Here is a 15,415-nt window from a genome sequence, read left to right on the forward strand (position 1 = left end):
CGATGGAGAAGAGCACGACGCCGCCCACCACCGTGGTCCTCACGACAACCGCGCCCGGCAGCGCCGCTCCCACGGCCACCGTTTCCGCGGCCGCCGTTCCCACCGCCGACGGCGCGGACAAGGGCCTCTGGGAGGAGCTCGTCACCTCGGCGTTGCTCGGTACGGACCGGCGTCCGCCCGCCGGGCCGGCCGGGACGGCGGCCGGGGACCTGCCCGGCGCCCTCCTCGACGCCGCCGCGCTGCACACCGTGCGGCGGAGGGCCGGGCTGCGCCCCGGGCCCGCCGCGACACCTCCGGACCCCGCGCCCGAGGATCCGCGCAGACCGCTGCCCCCGGCGGCCCGGCGGCGGCTCGACCAGTTGCTCGCCGGCCGCGCCGCGCCCTCGCCCGCCGGGCGGCGCGGGGCGGCCCCCGATCTCGCCGAACTGCTCCCGCAGTGGCTGGCCCTCGCCAACGAGCGCGGATACAAGGCCCCGGCCGCCGGTCTGCCCGCACTCCTCGACGCGGCGCGGGCCCGTACCGATCTGCGGCCCCAGGCGCTCCGGCTCGCCGGACCGCGGGGCCTGTGGCTGGCCCGGCTCAACCCCGAGTGGAGGTTCGCCCTCCGCGGCGCGGGCGCGGGCGGCTCCCTCCCGGCTCCGGGCGACCGGGAGGCGGTGCGTGCCCTGTGGGACGAGGGCCTGTTCGCCGAGCGGGTGGCCCTGCTCGCCGCCGTACGGGCGGAGGACCCGGCGGCGGGTCTCGCCCTCCTCGCCTCCACCTGGTCCGCCGAGCGGGCCGAGGACCGGCTGATGTTCGTCGACTCCCTGCGGTCGGGGCTCTCGGCGGCGGACGAGGAGTTCCTCGAGGCGGCCCTCGGCGACCGCAGCCGTAATGTCCGCGCGACCGCCGCCGAACTGCTGTCCGCCCTGCCGGCCTCGGCGTTCGCGGGCCGGATGGCGGCCCGCGCGATCACCTGCGTCGGACTCGACCGGACGGCGGAGTCGCCGACGATCACCGTGGAGGCCCCGCACGAGTGCGACACGGCCATGCAGCGGGACGGCCTCGTGGCGTCGCCTCCGGCCGGGCGCGGCGAGCGGTCCTGGTGGCTGGGCCAGCTCGTCGAGGCCGCTCCGTTGTCGTGCTGGCCGCCCCGGTTCAGGGGGCGCGGCCCGGAGGAGATCGTGGCGCTTCCGGTCGCCGACGACTGGCGGGACGAACTGCACGCGGCCTGGTGCCGGGCGGCCGTACGGCAGCGGGACGCGGGCTGGTCGCGCGCGCTGCTCGGGTCCCCGGCGATCCCACCCGCGACGGGTCCCGGCACCGCGTCACTGGCCGAGCGGGCCCAGCTCCTGTCGACGCTCCCTCCGGGGGAACGGGCCGGCTGGGTCGCCTCGTTCATCGCGGCGCACGGCCTGTCGGAGGCGTTCCAGCTGCTCGGCGTCTGTGAGGTTCCCTGGGCGGAGCCGCTGGGCGGGGCGGTGATCGACGCCCTCGACATCGCGCGCGAGGCGGGCAGTTATCCCTGGAGCTTCAGTGGGGTGATGGGCCTCGCGGAGCGCTGCCTCGCCCCGGAGGCGGCGCGGCAGCTGGAGTCGCTGACGGCCAGACCGGACGAGGCGGAGGACACCTCCCCCGGTGCGGGCGGCTACTGGTCCGAGGCCTTTCAGCGCCTGGTCTCCACGCTCCGCCTGCGCGCGGCGATGAGGGCCGAACTCCTGGACGGGGAACCGCCACCGGACTCCGTCGGCGGGCACCTCTCCGCGCCGCCGGGCCCCTGACACGACGAAGGCCCTCCCGTGGATGCTCCGGGAGGGCCCTGAGGCCGTGAGGCGCGCGAGCGCCGGAAGGCATGACGGCGCGGCCGCCGGGACGCGGCCGAACCGGGACGGGTTACGCGGCCGAACCGGAACGGGTCACGCGGCCACGCGGACGTTCGCGTTCACCCAGTCCACGATGGACGTCGTCGTGGCGCCCGGCGTGAAGATCTCCGCCACGCCCTTCTCCTTCAGCGGCGCGATGTCCGCGTCCGGGATGATGCCGCCGCCGAAGACCTTGATGTCCTCCGCGTCGCGGTCCTTGAGGAGTTCCAGGACCTTCACGAACAGCGTGTTGTGCGCCCCGGAGAGGATCGAGAGGCCGATCGCGTCGGCGTCCTCCTGGATCGCGGTGTCGACGATCTGCTCGGGCGTCTGGTGGAGCCCGGTGTAGATGACCTCCATGCCGGCGTCGCGGAGTGCCCGCGCGATCACCTTGGCCCCGCGATCGTGGCCGTCGAGACCCGGCTTGGCGACGACCACGCGGATCGGACCGCTCACACCCATCACTGCCTCCACATGCGACCCCCGCGCCTGATTGCCGGGGAGGTGAACGAACGTTATCTCCAGCATCTCGCACCTGGCCGTTTCGCGGAGGCGAGCGAGGGGGAAATCACACGTGGGACATGTTCGCTCCGCGCCGTTCCCCGCTTACGGGCCCTCCTGGGCCCACCAGCCGCAGGCGGGGCCCGGTCGCGAAGGGAGCCGCGACGAGGTCCGCCGCGCCTCCGTGCCGCCGTCCGTGCGACGCGGAGGCGCGGCGCACCGGCGTGCCGTCCGGCCCCGCGTGCCGTTTCGGGAGGCCGGCCATGGAGCTCAGCAAGGTCACCGGTCTGATGAAGGCCACCGCGCTGGAGCTGGCGATCCTCACCGGACATCTCGTTCTGTACCCGTCCGGGATCGTCGCCGAGCGCCTCTCTCCCGCCGCTCCCGCGACCACGATCGCCCCCGGCCGGCGCCCGGTCATCCTCCTGCACGGCTTCGGGGACAACCGTTCGGTCTTCGTCCTGCTGCGCCGTTCCCTCGCCCGGCACGGCCGCGTCTGTGTCGAGTCGCTCAACTACTCGCCGCTCACCTGCGACCTGCGGACCGCCGCCGAGCTGCTCGGACGCCGCGTGGAGGAGATCCGTGCGCGGACGGGACACGCCGAGGTCGACATCGTCGGGCACAGCCTGGGCGGGCTCGTCGCCCGTTATTACGTACAGCGTCTCGGCGGTGACAGCCGGGTACGAACCCTGGTCACGCTCGGCACCCCGCACTCCGGCACCACCGTGGCGCCGCTCGCCGACGCGCATCCGCTGGTACGGCAGATGCGCCCCGGATCGGCGGTGCTGAAGGAGCTCGCCGAGCCCTCGCCGGGCTGCCGGACCCGGTTCGTGAGCTTCTGGAGCGATCTCGACCAGGTGATGGTGCCGGTGGAGACGGCCCGCCTCGACCACCCCGACCTGCTCGCGCGGAACGTACGGGTCAGCGGGATCGGCCATCTGGCGCTGCCCGTGCACCCCACGGTGGCCGCCAAGGTCCTGGAGGCCCTCGACGCGGGCGGATCGGAGGCCCCGGGTGCCCGGGAGGAGGAGCCCGGAGCCAGCTCCGTCGCCTGACACTCCGGGACTGTTCTTCGAACGTTTCTCGAACACAAGGCCAAAGCTCTTCCCGTGAGCTGGCGAAACACGGTCGATTGCCCTTTTCCTACGGCTCCCGATCCCGCCGAAGATTGTCCGCCGCGCATACCGCCGGGTACAGTCGCGCCACTGCTTACCCCCGGGACACCCCTCGTCGGGCCGCCCCGGACTGGTCCTGCTGCCGAGGCGAGAGAGACGTTGGTGAACGACCAGCACCCCCACGCCGGGTATGTCGGAGACGGCGCCCACCCCACCGGCAGCTTCGACACCGACCCCCTGTTCGGCGCCTACGCCGACGGCCGGTCCGACCAGAGCGGCCAGTGGGATCTCAGCGGCTACGACACCACCGGCGCGTACGGCACGACGGGGCAGTTCGACACCACGCAGTACGACACGACGGGGCAGTACGGCACCCCCGGTCAGTACGACACGACCGGCCAGTGGGACACCACCGGGCAGTGGAACACCACCGACGCCTACGCCGCCACGAGCGCGTACGGAACGGCGACCGGCCAGTACGACGCGGCCCCGCAGTACGACGCCACCACCACGTACGACGCCGCTCCCTCCTACGACGCCACCGGCTCGTACGACACCACCGGCCAGTGGGACGCCTCCGCCTGGACCGACACCCAGCACACCGGCCAGTACGAGACCGCCCACTCCGGCGCCTACGCCGCCCAGGGCACGTACGGCCACGAGGCCTACGACACCACCGGCCAGTGGGCCGCCCCCGCCTTCGCGACCGACACCGGCGCCTACGACGCCACCGCGTGGAACCACGCCACCCCGGAAGCCGAGCCGGTCGTCCCCCACCAGTACACCCCGCAGGCCGAGCACACCGCGGAGTTCGCGCAGTACGAGGACGCCCACGGCGCCGAGGACCTCGCGGAGGCGGAATGCGACGGCACCGAGGCCGCGTACGACCTCTCCGACGACGACCGGGACCACGCCGACGCCGATGACCGCGACGACGAGCCCGCCGTCGAACTCCGCACCGAGTCCCCCGTCGCAGGCCGTCCCGTGCGCCGCTCCTCCGGCGCCGGACGCGGTCGGCGCCGTACCCCCGCCAAGCGGTCCGCGCTGCTGACCGTCGCCGTCCCCTCCGCATGCGTCATGGGGGTCGCCGGCATCGCCGCCGCCTCCGTCGGCGGCCTCACCGGGACCGGCACCGACGGCGGACAGAAGAAGGACGACACGACCTCCCTCGCCGCCGCCGACCCGGGCCGCGTCCAGCAGATCGCCGCGAACAACGCGCTCGACACCCAGCTCGCCGCGCTCAGCGCCGACGCCCGCGACTTCGGCGACCGCGCCAGCCGCACCCAGGAACGCATCGACCTCAAGGTCCGCCAGGCCGCCGAGAAGAAGAAGCGCGAGGAGGAGGCCGCCCGCAAGGAGGCGATGCGGCCGAAGTTCCTGCTGCCGGTCAAGCTCCACCAGCTCAGCGCCCGCTACGGCCAGTCCGGCGTCAACTGGATGTCCGTGCACACCGGCATCGACTTCCCCGTGCAGTACGGCACGCCCGTGATGGCCGCCACCGACGGCACCGTCCGCACCCAGTGGAACAGCGCCTACGGCAACATGGCGATCGTGACCGCCCCCGACGGCACCGAGACCTGGTACTGCCATCTGAGCAGCACCAAGATCCGCTCGGGCTACGTCAAGGCCGGCGACGTCATCGCGTACTCCGGCAACTCCGGCAACTCCACCGGCCCCCACCTCCACTTCGAGGTCCGGCCCGGCGGCGGCTCCGCGATCGACCCGCTGGCCTGGCTCCGCAGCCACGGGCTCGACCCGACGAACTGACCCGCCCCCCGTACGCACGACAGAGGGCCCCGGCCGAAGCCGGGGCCCTCTGTCGTACCGCTGCGACTACAGCTTCTCGACCGGCGCGTACCGCAGCAGCAACCGCTTCGGCTTCTCGTCACCGAAGTCGATCGTCGCCTCGGCGTCGGCACCCATGCCCTTCATCGCCATGACCGTGCCGAGCCCGAACTGGTCGTGCGTGACCCGGTCGCCGACCTGGAGCGAGATCACCGGCTTCTCCCCGGCGCGCCGGGTGGCGAAGCCCGAGGGGCCGGAACGCGAACGGGACGAGGAGAGCGAGGACGTGATCCCCGAGGTCGGCCCGGCGGGCTTCGCCATCGGACCGGTCCGCTTCCACTCCAGGTACGTGGTCGGGATCTCCTCCAGGAAACGCGAGGCCGGGTTGTACGACGGCTGGCCCCAGGCGCTGCGCATCGACGACCGCGTGAGGTAGAGCCGCTCACGGGCGCGCGTGATGCCGACGTACGCGAGGCGCCGCTCCTCCTCCAGCTCCTTCGCCTGGCCGAGGGCGCGCATGTGCGGGAAGACGCCGTCCTCCATGCCGGTGAGGAACACCACCGGGAACTCGAGGCCTTTCGCGGTGTGCAGCGTCATCAGGGTGATGACGCCCCGGCCCTCCTCGTCCTCGTCCGGGATCTGGTCCGAGTCGGCGACGAGAGCGACCTTCTCCAGGAACTCGGCGAGGGTCGCGGGCTCCTCGCCGCGTTCCTGCTCGAACTCGAGCGCCACGGCCGCGAGTTCCTGCAGGTTCTCGATGCGGGTCTCGTCCTGCGGGTCGGTCGACGCCTGGAGCTCGGCCAGATAGCCCGTGCGCTCCAGGACGGCCTCCAGGACGACGGCGGGTCCCGCGCCGGACTCGACGACCGTGCGCAGCTCGTCCATGAGCACGTTGAAGCGCTTGACGGCGTTCGCCGAGCGGGCGGCCATGCCGTACGCCTCGTCGACCCGCTTCAGGGCCTGCGGGAAGGTGATCTTCTCGCGGAGCGAGAGGGCGTCGATCATCGCCTCCGCCCGCTCGCCGATGCCCCGCTTGGGGACGTTGAGGATGCGGCGGAGCGGGACGTTGTCCTCGGGGTTGGCGAGGACGCGCAGGTAGGCGAGGACGTCCCTGACCTCCTTGCGCTCGTAGAAGCGCACACCGCCGACGACCTTGTAGGGCAGTCCGACACGGATGAAGATCTCTTCGAACACACGGGACTGGGCGTTCGTCCGGTAGAAGACGGCGACGTCCCCGGCCTTGGCCTCGCCCGTGTCCGTGAGCCGGTCGATCTCGTCGGCGACGAACTGGGCCTCGTCGTGCTCGGTGTCGGCGACGTATCCGGTGATCTGCGCGCCCGCGCCCGCGTTCGTCCACAGGTTCTTGGGGCGGCGCGACTCGTTGCGCTCGATGACGGCGTTGGCCGCGGAGAGGATCGTCTGCGTGGAGCGGTAGTTCTGCTCCAGGAGGATCGTGGTGGCGTCCGGGTAGTCCTCCTCGAACTGGAGGATGTTGCGAATCGTCGCGCCGCGGAAGGCGTAGATCGACTGGTCGGCGTCACCGACGACGCACAGCTCCGCCGGGCCGAGGTCCTCGTATCCCGTGCCGACGAGCTCCCGCACCAGCGTGTACTGGGCGTGGTTGGTGTCCTGGTACTCGTCGACGAGGACGTGCCGGAACCGGCGGCGGTAGTGCTCGGCGACGTCGGGGAACGCCTGGAGCAGGTGCACCGTCGTCATGATGATGTCGTCGAAGTCCAGGGCGTTGGCCTCGCGCAGCCGCGCCTGGTACATCCGGTACGCCTCGGCGAGCGTCTTCTCGAAGCCGTCGACGGCCTGGTCGGCGAAGGTCTCCTCGTCGATCAGCTCGTTCTTGAGGTTCGAGATCTTGGCGCTGAACGACTTCGGCGGGAACTTCTTCGGGTCGAGGTCCAGGTCCCGGCAGACCAGGGACATCAGCCGCTTGGAGTCGGCGGCGTCGTAGATCGAGAAGGAGGAGGTGAAGCCCAGCTTCTTCGACTCACGGCGCAGGATGCGGACACAGGCACTGTGGAACGTCATGACCCACATGGCGTTGGCGCGCGGGCCGACGAGGTGCTCGACGCGCTCCTTCATCTCGCCCGCGGCCTTGTTGGTGAAGGTGATCGCCAGTATCTGGCCGGGGTGCACGTGTCGCGTGCCCAGGAGGTGGGCGATGCGGTGGGTGAGCACCCGGGTCTTGCCGGAGCCGGCACCGGCGACGATGAGCAGCGGGGTGCCGGTGTGGACGACGGCGGCGCGCTGCTGCTCGTTCAGCCCGTCCAGGAGCGCGGCGGGGTCCACGACGGGGCGGGGGGCGCCGTCCCGGTAGTGGGAGTCCCGGGCGGGCGGAGGCACGTCGAAGTGCTCCCCGAAGAGGTCGTGCGGGACCTCCTCCACGGCCGGGGAGCCGTGCTCGTGGTCCTCGGGGTGGGGCGGGGGCTCCTCCGAGGAGTGGTTCTGGAGGCCGGCCAGGAAGCTGTCGTCAAAGAGGCTGCTCATCGCCTCACGAGTCTAGGACGCCCCACCGACATCCGGGCCCGCCTTCGGGACGGTCTCTGTGGAAGCGCTCACACCCAGAGGGTCGCGATGAAGATGTTCGCCGTGGTCAGGCCGCCGACGGCGGCGAAAAGGCCCTTGTCGACCTTCTCCTCGTCGCGCTTCACGTAGACCAGGCCGAGGATCACGACGAGGACGGCCAGCTTGATGCCGATCTTGAGGTTGTTCACGGTCTGGTCGTCCGCCTGGTTCAGGCCGACGAGCGCGACGCCGGTGACCAGCATGGTCAGCGCGCCGTGCAGCATCGCGGGGCTGAAGCGGGCCGTACCGGCTCCCATCGCCTTCATCTGGGTGAGGAATCCGCCCAGCAGGGAGGCGATACCGATGATGTGCAGGGCGACGAAGACATTGATGAGTACGTCCATGGGCCGGAGCCTAACCGGGCCCCTAGCACCGCCCTCGGGCCGGGTCCACCCGCTCCGTCGCTTCGGTCGGCCGACGGCCGCAAGGTTCCCCGGTCCGGCGCCCCGGGCGAAAGAGAACGGTCCTCGACCGTCAACTGTCACCAATAGCGGTCAACTCACCGTGCGGCCGTGACCCCAGGTTTAGCGTCCTGCACCAGGTGGCCGGCTCCCCACCACCGCCGGCGATCCGGCGGTTGTCGGTCGCCCCCGCCGAGGAACCCGGCGGCGGTCCGTCTCCCCTGTGCGGCCCGCCGTCGGCCCCCGGCGGGCCCGTTCCCCTCAGGCAGAGGATGTGACCCGCCCTCGTGGCAGCACACCGAAAACCCAAGCAGTCGCCCCTCGGTGGACAGGCGGTCCGCACCGCCGCCACCCTCGCCCTCGCCTCCGCCGCGACCACGACCCTCTTCGAGGGGTCCGCGCAGGCCGAGCCCCGGCCGACCACCGCCCAGGTCAAGGCGAAGGTCGACCGGCTCTACGAAGAGGCCGAGGTCGCCACCGAGCGGTACAACGGGGCGAAGGAGAAGGCCGACGAGGCACGCGCCTCGTTCGACCGGCTGCGCGACGAGGCCGCCCGCAGAACCCAGCGGCTCAACACCGCCCGGGACAGGCTCGGGGCCATGGCCGCCGCCCAGTACCGGTCCGGCGGCCTCGACCCCGCCGTGCGGCTCGCCCTCACCTCCGACCCCGTCGAGTACCTGGAGCGGGCCGCCCTCGCCGAGAAGGCCGGGGACCGGCAGGCCGCCGCCGTCAGCGCCGTACGGCGGGAGCTGGGCGCGATCCGGCAGCTGCGCGCCGAGTCGGAGGGGCGCCTGACCTCGCTGCGCGAGCACGAGACGGAACTGCGGCGCCAGAAGGCGGCCGTCCTCGACAAGCTCCAGGCGGCACGGACCCTGCTCGCCCGGCTGACCGCGGAGGAACGGGCCCGGTACGAGGCGGCCACGGCGGGCCGGGACGGCGCCGCCACCGGCGGCTCGGCAGACCAGGACGGTACGACCGCCTCCGGCGCCTCCGCTCCGGTCCGCGCCGACCGCTCCTCGGGAGGCGAGCGCACATCGGTGACCGCCCCGAACGCACGGGCCGCCGAGGCCATCTCCTTCGCCCGCGCCCAGCTCGGCAAGCCGTACGTCTGGGGCGCGACGGGTCCCTCCGGGTACGACTGCTCGGGCCTCACCCAGGCCGCCTGGCGCGCCGCGGGCATTTCCCTGCCCCGGACCACGTACACCCAGATCAACGCCGGCCAACGCGTCTCCCGCGCCCAGCTCGCCCCCGGTGACCTGGTCTTCTTCTACTCCGGCATCAGCCATGTCGGGCTCTACATCGGCGGCGGCCAGATGATCCACGCTCCCCGGCCGGGCGCCCCGATCCGGGTCGCCCCGATCGACGAGATGCCCTTCGCCGGAGCGACCCGAGTGGGCTGACGAACGGACGGCCGACGCCGACCCGGACACCCGGCGCGGAGCGGGACGGCCGACTCGGCCTTCCGGCCGCGGCTCAGACCAGGCGGCGTGCGGTCGCCCAGCGGGTCAGCTCGTGGCGGTTGGAGAGCTGGAGCTTGCGGAGCACCGCCGAGACGTGGGACTCGACCGTCTTCACCGAGATGTAGAGCTGCTTCGCGATCTCCTTGTACGCGTACCCCCGGGCGATCAGCCGCAGCACCTCCCGCTCCCGCTGGGTCAGCCGGTCCAGGTCCTCGTCCACCGGCGGCGCGTCCGTCGACGCGAAGGCGTCCAGGACGAATCCGGCGAGCCGCGGGGAGAACACGGCATCGCCCTCCTGGACCCGGAAGATCGAGTCGACCAGGTCGGTGCCGGTGATCGTCTTGGTGACGTAGCCACGGGCACCACCCCGGATCACCCCGATCACGTCCTCGGCCGCGTCGGAGACCGACAGGGCCAGGAAGCGGACCGGGTCCTCCGACGCCCCCATCAGGTTCGCGCAGCGCCGCAGCACCTCCACCCCGCCGCCACCCGGAAGGTGCACGTCGAGGAGCACGACCTCGGGCCGGGTGGCCGTGATGACGGTGACGGCCTGGTCGACGTCAGCCGCCTCACCGACCACCTCGACACCGGTGACCTCGGTCCGGCCGATCTCGGCCTGCACCCCCGTGCGGAACATCCGGTGGTCGTCGACGAGCACCACCCGCACTCTGCGCCCCATGCCCGCCGCCCCCGCATCGGTCCCGGTCGCTGCCCCGGTCTCGTCGCTCATCCGTCCGCCCTCTCCATCTCAAGCTCCACTTCGGTGCCCCCGCCCTGCGCGGACCGCAGCCGGGCCGTACCGCCGTGGCGCTGCATCCGGCCGATGATCGATTCTCGTACGCCCATCCTGTCCTCGGGCACCGCGTCCAGGTCGAAGCCCGGCCCCCGGTCCCGCACCGAGACGAAGACCGTGCGGCCCTCCACCTCCGCGTACACCTGCACGGCCCCGCCCTCGCCACCGTACTTGGCGGCGTTGACCATCGCCTCGCGCGCGGCCTGAATCTGCGCGACCAGTCCGTCGTCGAGCGGACAGTCACCGACGACGACCACCTCGAGGGGGACGCCGTGCTTGTCCTCGACCTCCGCCGCGGCCTTCTTCACCGCCTCCGCGAGGGTGTCGGGCTCCTCGTCCCTGCCGGTGCCCTCGGGCTTGTAGAGCCAGTTCCGCAGCTCCCTCTCCTGGGCGCGGGCGAGGCGGCGCACCTCGCCCGCGTCGTCGGCGCTGCGCTGGATCAGGGTGAGGGTGTGCAGCACGGAGTCATGGACGTGGGCCGCCACCTCGGCGCGCTCCTGGGCGCGGATGCGCATGGTCCGCTCCTCCGTGAGGTCCTGCGACATCCGGACGAGCCAGGGTCCCGCGAGCAGCGCTATCCCGGTGAGGACCGCGACGGCGGCGGTGAGGGCCGTGCCGAGCTGGGCGACGGAGCCGCGGACCACGACGAAGACCGCGAGGCCCGTGCCCACCAGTGCGACGCCGACGAGACCGCGGGCGAGGTGGAAGGCGCGACGGCGACGCCCGACGTCGGTCCAGCTGGCCCGGCGGGCGTTGTCCGCCTGTCTCCAGACCAGGACGACGCCGACGCAGATCAGGATCGTGGGCCAGACGTACCGCCCGCTGTCGTTGTCGACGTTGATGTTCCCGACGAGGACCGCGCCGCCGATGGCCAGGGCTATCAGGGCGAAGATCTGTCCCCGGTCGGGCTTGCGCAGTCTGCGCCGCCCGTCCGGGGTGGTCTCGAACACGGGGCGCGGGGCGGTCCGGCCGCCGACGCCGAGCGGGACGACGATCCAGAACGCCGCGTAGATCAGAACCCCCAGGCCGTCCATGAAGGAGAGGACGATGAAGAGCACCCGCACCCAGACGACCGGCAAGCCGAGGTGGCCGGCGAGGCCGCGGGCGACACCGCCGAGCCACCGCCCGTCTGCGCTCCTGTAGAGCCTGCGCACGGGCGGTTCGTCGGTCTCGGTGACACGAGCGGCTGCGGACATGCATTGATCGTCACACGTGCGGCCCGCCCGGGACATCAGGGTCTGCCCTGAGATCGCCCCTGGTACCGCCTCGGGGAAGAGGGGGCGCCGAATATCAGGGTCGGGCCAGGGTCGGCCCCGGTGCCGCTCGGCGTCACGGGCCGTCACCATGGAGGCATGAAGAGTTCGATGCCTTCGCAGCACGAGGCCCCGCCGCCGGCGGAGGCCGTCTCCGCTCCGCCCCTGCGGCGCTCGCGCGGCAGCAAGGTCGTGGGCGGTGTCTGCGGCGGCCTCGGCCGGTATTTCGACCTGGACCCGGTGATCTTCCGCGTCGCGGTCGGCGTGCTGGCGCTGCCGGGCGGCCTCGGGCTGATCTTCTACGGCTTTGCCTGGCTGCTGCTCCCCCTCGCGGGCGAGGAGGAGAACGAGGGGCGGAGGCTGCTGACCGGCCGGGTCTCCGGCGCCTCGCTCGCCGCCCTGCTGATGGCCCTGGTGGGCTGCGGGATCTTCCTGTCGATGCTGCACAGCGGGTCGATGGTGGGCTCCGCCCTCCTCGTGGCGTTCGCGGTGTGCGCGGCGGCGGTCTGGTCGCGGCGCCGGCAGGCGGGCGCGGTGGAGCCGGAGGGCCGGGTGGAATCCGCCGCCGCCGCTCTCGCGGTCTCGGAGGCGCCGCCGGAGACGAAGGCTCCGCCGCTGGTCGAGTTCCCCTCCTGGTGGAAGGACCCGATAGTCAAGGACGGCTCGACGGGCAAGGTGGCCGTCGGCTACCTGTGGGGACCGCACGGCGTCCTGGACGAGGACGGCAGGGTGAACGGCGAGGTGCCGAAGCCCGGCAGCCAGTGGGGGCCCGATCCGGCGACGCCGGGACGTCCCCAGCCCTCGATCCGGCGTAGCCCGGTCTCCATCGGTGGCCTCGTCCAGCTGCTCGCCGTGGTCGCGGCCCTGCTCGGCACCGCGCTGACCTGGGAGACCGAGCCGCTCGGGACGAGCCTGCAGACCGGTCTGGTCGCCGCCCTCGCGGTGTTCGGTCTCGGCCTGGTCGTCAGCAGCTTCCTCGGCAGGACCGGGTTCGGCACGATCTTCCAGACCGTGGTCACGGCGGCCCTGCTGGCGCTGGCCACGGCGCTCCCCGACCGGATCACCACGGAGTGGATCCGGGAGACCTGGGCACCGACGTCCGTCACGGCCGTGCAGACCCACTACGAGGTGGGCACCGGAGTCGGCACCCTCGATCTGTCAGGGCTACCCGTCCCGGCCGGCACCACCGTGTCGACGGCCGCGGGGGTGGGCGCCGGGAAGCTCAAGGTGATCGTCCCGAAGAGCGCGGTGGTGAAGCTGCGTGCCGAGGTGGCCCTCGGCGACGTGCAGCTGCCCGGCCGGCCTGCCAACGACATCGACATCGCGCCGGACCGCGACGAGACCCACACGCTCGCCCCGCCGGCCGGGACCACCCCGGCGGGCACCCTGGACCTCTCGCTCGAGGTAGGCATCGGACAGGTGGAGGTCATCCGTGCTGCTTCATGAGTTCCGCCCCGGCCGGCTGCTCGTCGGCCTCACCGCCCTGACCCTGGCCGCCGTCTACGCCGGCGATGCCACCGGCTCGTGGACGACCCCGTGGTACGCGGTGATCCCGGTGCTCTGCGCCGGTCTCGGCACGGCCGGGATCGCGACCTGGGTCACCTATCGAATACGGCGCCGCTCGGCGAGGAGCCGGTCCAGCGACACCACGGACGCCCCGGCCAGCAGCAGCGGGAGCCAGGCCATCAGATAAGCGAGGTCGTTGCCGAGGTAGTACGGGGTCACCTGCCAACTCACGGTCAGCCAGAGGCTCAGCGAGATCAGCGCGCCCCCGAGCGCCGCCAGGCGTCCGAAGAGCCCGAGGAGGGTTCCGATCCCGACGGCGAGCTCCCCGAAGGCGATGGCGTAGCCGAAGCCGGCGGGGTTCTTCAGGGCGAGGTCGACCAGGGCGGGAATGGCCGAGGAGTCCCGGACGCCTCGCATGGTCTCGCCGATGGAGCCGCTGCCGGTGTCCGCGAGGAAGGCGGAGTCGGTGAGCTTGTCGAGCCCGGCGTAGACGAAGGTGACGCCGAGGAAGAGCCGCAACGGAAGGAGCGCGTAGCGGGAGGCGGCGACCTTCCACCGGTCGACAGAGCCCTTCCACCCGGCACGGCGTCCGGGGCCACCGTCACCGGCCGTGCCGTTGGCAGCGATGCCGTGGCCGGCCCTGCCGTCGCCGGTGGTGCCGTTCCCGCCGTCGCCCGTGTCGTCCGCCCGATCCGCCTGTCCCGTCATCGCCGGTCACCTCTCCACGCCCCGCACGAGTGTTCGCGGAACGATTCTCCCCGCATCCCCGCTCCGGGGACACGCGAAGGGGCCGGACGCTCAGTCGACGACGTCGATCGTGACCCGGTTGGTCTCGACGCCGGCCGCCGTCACGACCGAGACCTCCACGAGGCCCGGCTCCACGTCCGCCGGGAGCGGGACGGTCAGGGCCGCGTCGGTGGGGTTGGCGAACCCGCCCGGGACCGGGACCAGCGGCACGTGGGCGTGGACGGGGCCGATGCGGACGACCAGCCGGGTCAGCGGGTCGGGGGCGCCGGCGCCTGGCGGGACGAAGCCGCAGCCTCGGATCTCGATGTCGTCGCCCGTCCGGATCGGGGCGTCGAGGTCACCCGCCTCACGGGACCGGACCACGGAGTGGATCGTGGGGCGGACGCCCTCGGTGGACTTCGAGGCCAGGTGCCAGGCGGCGGAGACGCCGAGGAGGAGTACCAGGGACCAGGGCACCTGGGGGAGCCCGTCGGGGTGGCGGGCGAGCCCGACGGCGGTCAGGACCAGGACGGAGCCGGAGACGAGGAGGTACTGGACGTCGGCGAGGCAGGCACGACCGCTGTCGTCGCAAAGCAGATCGGCGGCGCGCGGACGGTCGGCGCGCACCTTCTGGAGGCGGCGGGACGCGATCCCCGCCGTGACGACGAGACGGGCGGTCACGGAGACGGCCGACACCAGGGCGAGGACGGTCAGCAGACCGGCACCGCGTGCCAGACCGAAGGCGCTCGCGCCAGGCGCGAGGAAGGCCAGGAAGAGGAGGGTGTATCCGAGGATCAGGAGCCAGGCGGCGGCGACGGCGCGGGTGGTGGAGAGCCGGTTGTCCTCGCCGATCAGGGGGGCGAGGAGACCGCCGCGGGAGCGGTGGGCGTGGGCGGCGACGCTGAGGAGGGCGGCGAGGACCAGGGCGGTGCAGAGTCCGGCCGTGCGGGCGCCGGTCCAGCCGCTCGCGACGGCGGTGAGGGCCTGGCCGAGGAGGAGGGCGAGGACGGCGCCCCAGACGGCGCCGAGGCTGCCGCGCCGCACCCGGTCGAGCCAGGCCACCCCGGCCTCCCGGCCGTGGGCGGAGACCGCGCGGGCGGACTGGGCGAGCTCGTCGGAGACCCATTGGCGGGCGGCGACCGGCGAGTGGGCGACGGCCGCGGGGACGCCGTGGCCCGCGGCGAGTTCGTCGCGCCGGGCGAGGAAGGCGGCGACGGCGCGACGGTGGCCTGCCTGTCCGCAGTGGGCGCAGCCCGCGCAGGCCGTCGCGTGCTCGCCGTACTGTCTCGCCTCTTGAACCGCCACGGTGCTCACTTCCCGAGCTCACTTCACGACACGTACCGGTGCGGCCCTGGGGTCAACCGGCCGATGATTCCACGGAATTGTGTCGTACTGGCGGCTCCCGCGCGTGCCGCGTGCGCCCCGCCGGGGAGTGATTGCCGCGCCATCTCATTGAC

General features: G+C 72.8%; 12 protein-coding genes. 5 read left to right on the forward strand and 7 right to left on the reverse strand.

Annotation, left to right across the window (positions count from 1 at the left end; genetic code table 11):
• Positions 1 to 2 precede the first annotated feature (2 nt).
• Positions 3 to 1,760, forward strand: coding sequence for a DUF5691 domain-containing protein (locus IO20_RS0113030; protein ID WP_030549123.1), 1,758 nt, complete (start codon positions 3 to 5; stop codon positions 1,758 to 1,760).
• Positions 1,761 to 1,895: 135 nt separating this feature from the next.
• On the opposite strand, the gene icmB is transcribed toward IO20_RS0113030, so the two are convergent.
• Positions 1,896 to 2,303: a coenzyme B12-dependent isobutyryl CoA mutase small subunit gene (gene icmB, locus IO20_RS0113035; RefSeq protein ID WP_030549125.1), complete on the reverse strand. Its 408-nt coding sequence runs from the start codon at positions 2,301 to 2,303 to the stop codon at positions 1,896 to 1,898.
• 302 nt (positions 2,304 to 2,605) lie between these two features.
• Between icmB and IO20_RS0113040 the strand changes: the two genes are divergently transcribed.
• Together IO20_RS0113040 and IO20_RS0113045 are read left to right on the forward strand one after the other, a co-directional pair.
• Entirely contained in the window at positions 2,606 to 3,397 is a 792-nt protein-coding gene (locus tag IO20_RS0113040) for an esterase/lipase family protein (RefSeq protein ID WP_030549127.1), read from the forward strand.
• 222 nt (positions 3,398 to 3,619) lie between these two features.
• On the forward strand, positions 3,620 to 5,224 hold the full coding sequence (locus IO20_RS0113045; protein WP_030549129.1) for a M23 family metallopeptidase: 1,605 nt from the start codon (positions 3,620 to 3,622) through the stop codon (positions 5,222 to 5,224).
• 66 nt (positions 5,225 to 5,290) lie between these two features.
• On the opposite strand, the gene pcrA is transcribed toward IO20_RS0113045, so the two are convergent.
• Positions 5,291 to 7,741 (reverse strand): DNA helicase PcrA, encoded by a 2,451-nt coding sequence (gene pcrA / locus IO20_RS0113050; protein WP_030549131.1) that lies wholly within the window; start codon positions 7,739 to 7,741, stop codon positions 5,291 to 5,293.
• A 68-nt stretch (positions 7,742 to 7,809) separates the two neighbouring features.
• Positions 7,810 to 8,163 carry a hypothetical protein gene (locus IO20_RS0113055; protein ID WP_030549133.1) on the reverse strand — a complete coding sequence of 118 codons (354 nt, stop codon included), beginning with the start codon at positions 8,161 to 8,163 and terminating at the stop codon, positions 7,810 to 7,812.
• 344 nt (positions 8,164 to 8,507) lie between these two features.
• On the opposite strand from IO20_RS0113055, the gene IO20_RS0113060 reads away from it, so the two are divergent.
• Positions 8,508 to 9,620: a C40 family peptidase gene (locus tag IO20_RS0113060; protein ID WP_030549135.1), complete on the forward strand. Its 1,113-nt coding sequence runs from the start codon at positions 8,508 to 8,510 to the stop codon at positions 9,618 to 9,620.
• Positions 9,621 to 9,693: 73 nt separating this feature from the next.
• Here the strand turns inward: IO20_RS0113060 and IO20_RS0113065 are convergent, their stop codons facing one another.
• Positions 9,694 to 10,410, reverse strand: a complete 717-nt coding sequence (locus IO20_RS0113065; RefSeq protein WP_030549137.1) for a LuxR C-terminal-related transcriptional regulator — start codon at positions 10,408 to 10,410, stop codon at positions 9,694 to 9,696.
• On the reverse strand, positions 10,407 to 11,669 hold the full coding sequence (locus IO20_RS0113070) for an ATP-binding protein (protein ID WP_030549139.1): 1,263 nt from the start codon (positions 11,667 to 11,669) through the stop codon (positions 10,407 to 10,409). Before IO20_RS0113070 ends, IO20_RS0113065 begins: the two co-directional genes overlap by 4 nt.
• A gap of 156 nt (positions 11,670 to 11,825) precedes the next feature.
• Between IO20_RS0113070 and IO20_RS0113075 the strand changes: the two genes are divergently transcribed.
• The gene (locus IO20_RS0113075) at positions 11,826 to 13,172 is read left to right on the forward strand and encodes a PspC domain-containing protein (RefSeq protein ID WP_078945940.1); all 1,347 of its coding nucleotides are present in this window, start codon (positions 11,826 to 11,828) and stop codon (positions 13,170 to 13,172) included.
• 156 nt (positions 13,173 to 13,328) lie between these two features.
• Here IO20_RS0113075 and IO20_RS0113085 read toward each other — a convergent pair whose 3' ends face one another.
• A complete protein-coding gene (locus tag IO20_RS0113085; protein WP_078945942.1) occupies positions 13,329 to 13,940 on the reverse strand; it encodes a DoxX family protein in 612 nt (203 codons plus the stop codon).
• A gap of 90 nt (positions 13,941 to 14,030) precedes the next feature.
• Positions 14,031 to 15,263, reverse strand: a complete 1,233-nt coding sequence (locus IO20_RS0113090; protein ID WP_030549146.1) for a hypothetical protein — start codon at positions 15,261 to 15,263, stop codon at positions 14,031 to 14,033.
• Positions 15,264 to 15,415 lie beyond the last annotated feature (152 nt).

The sequence above is a fragment of the Streptomyces exfoliatus genome (assembly GCF_000725545.1).
GTDB lineage: Bacteria > Actinomycetota > Actinomycetes > Streptomycetales > Streptomycetaceae > Streptomyces > Streptomyces exfoliatus.

Excerpts from the sequence above, each read along its gene's own strand:
- IO20_RS0113070 (WP_030549139.1), bottom strand. The coding sequence starts at position 11,669 with ATGTCCGCAGCCGCTCGTGTCACCGAGACCGACGAACCGCCCGTGCGC.
- IO20_RS0113085 (WP_078945942.1), bottom strand. The coding sequence starts at position 13,940 with ATGACGGGACAGGCGGATCGGGCGGACGACACGGGCGACGGCGGGAAC.
- icmB (WP_030549125.1), bottom strand. The coding sequence starts at position 2,303 with ATGGGTGTGAGCGGTCCGATCCGCGTGGTCGTCGCCAAGCCGGGTCTC.
- pcrA (WP_030549131.1), bottom strand. The coding sequence starts at position 7,741 with ATGAGCAGCCTCTTTGACGACAGCTTCCTGGCCGGCCTCCAGAACCAC.
- IO20_RS0113055 (WP_030549133.1), bottom strand. The coding sequence starts at position 8,163 with ATGGACGTACTCATCAATGTCTTCGTCGCCCTGCACATCATCGGTATC.
- IO20_RS0113040 (WP_030549127.1), top strand. The coding sequence starts at position 2,606 with ATGGAGCTCAGCAAGGTCACCGGTCTGATGAAGGCCACCGCGCTGGAG.
- IO20_RS0113075 (WP_078945940.1), top strand. The coding sequence starts at position 11,826 with ATGAAGAGTTCGATGCCTTCGCAGCACGAGGCCCCGCCGCCGGCGGAG.
- IO20_RS0113065 (WP_030549137.1), bottom strand. The coding sequence starts at position 10,410 with ATGAGCGACGAGACCGGGGCAGCGACCGGGACCGATGCGGGGGCGGCG.
- IO20_RS0113030 (WP_030549123.1), top strand. The coding sequence starts at position 3 with ATGGAGAAGAGCACGACGCCGCCCACCACCGTGGTCCTCACGACAACC.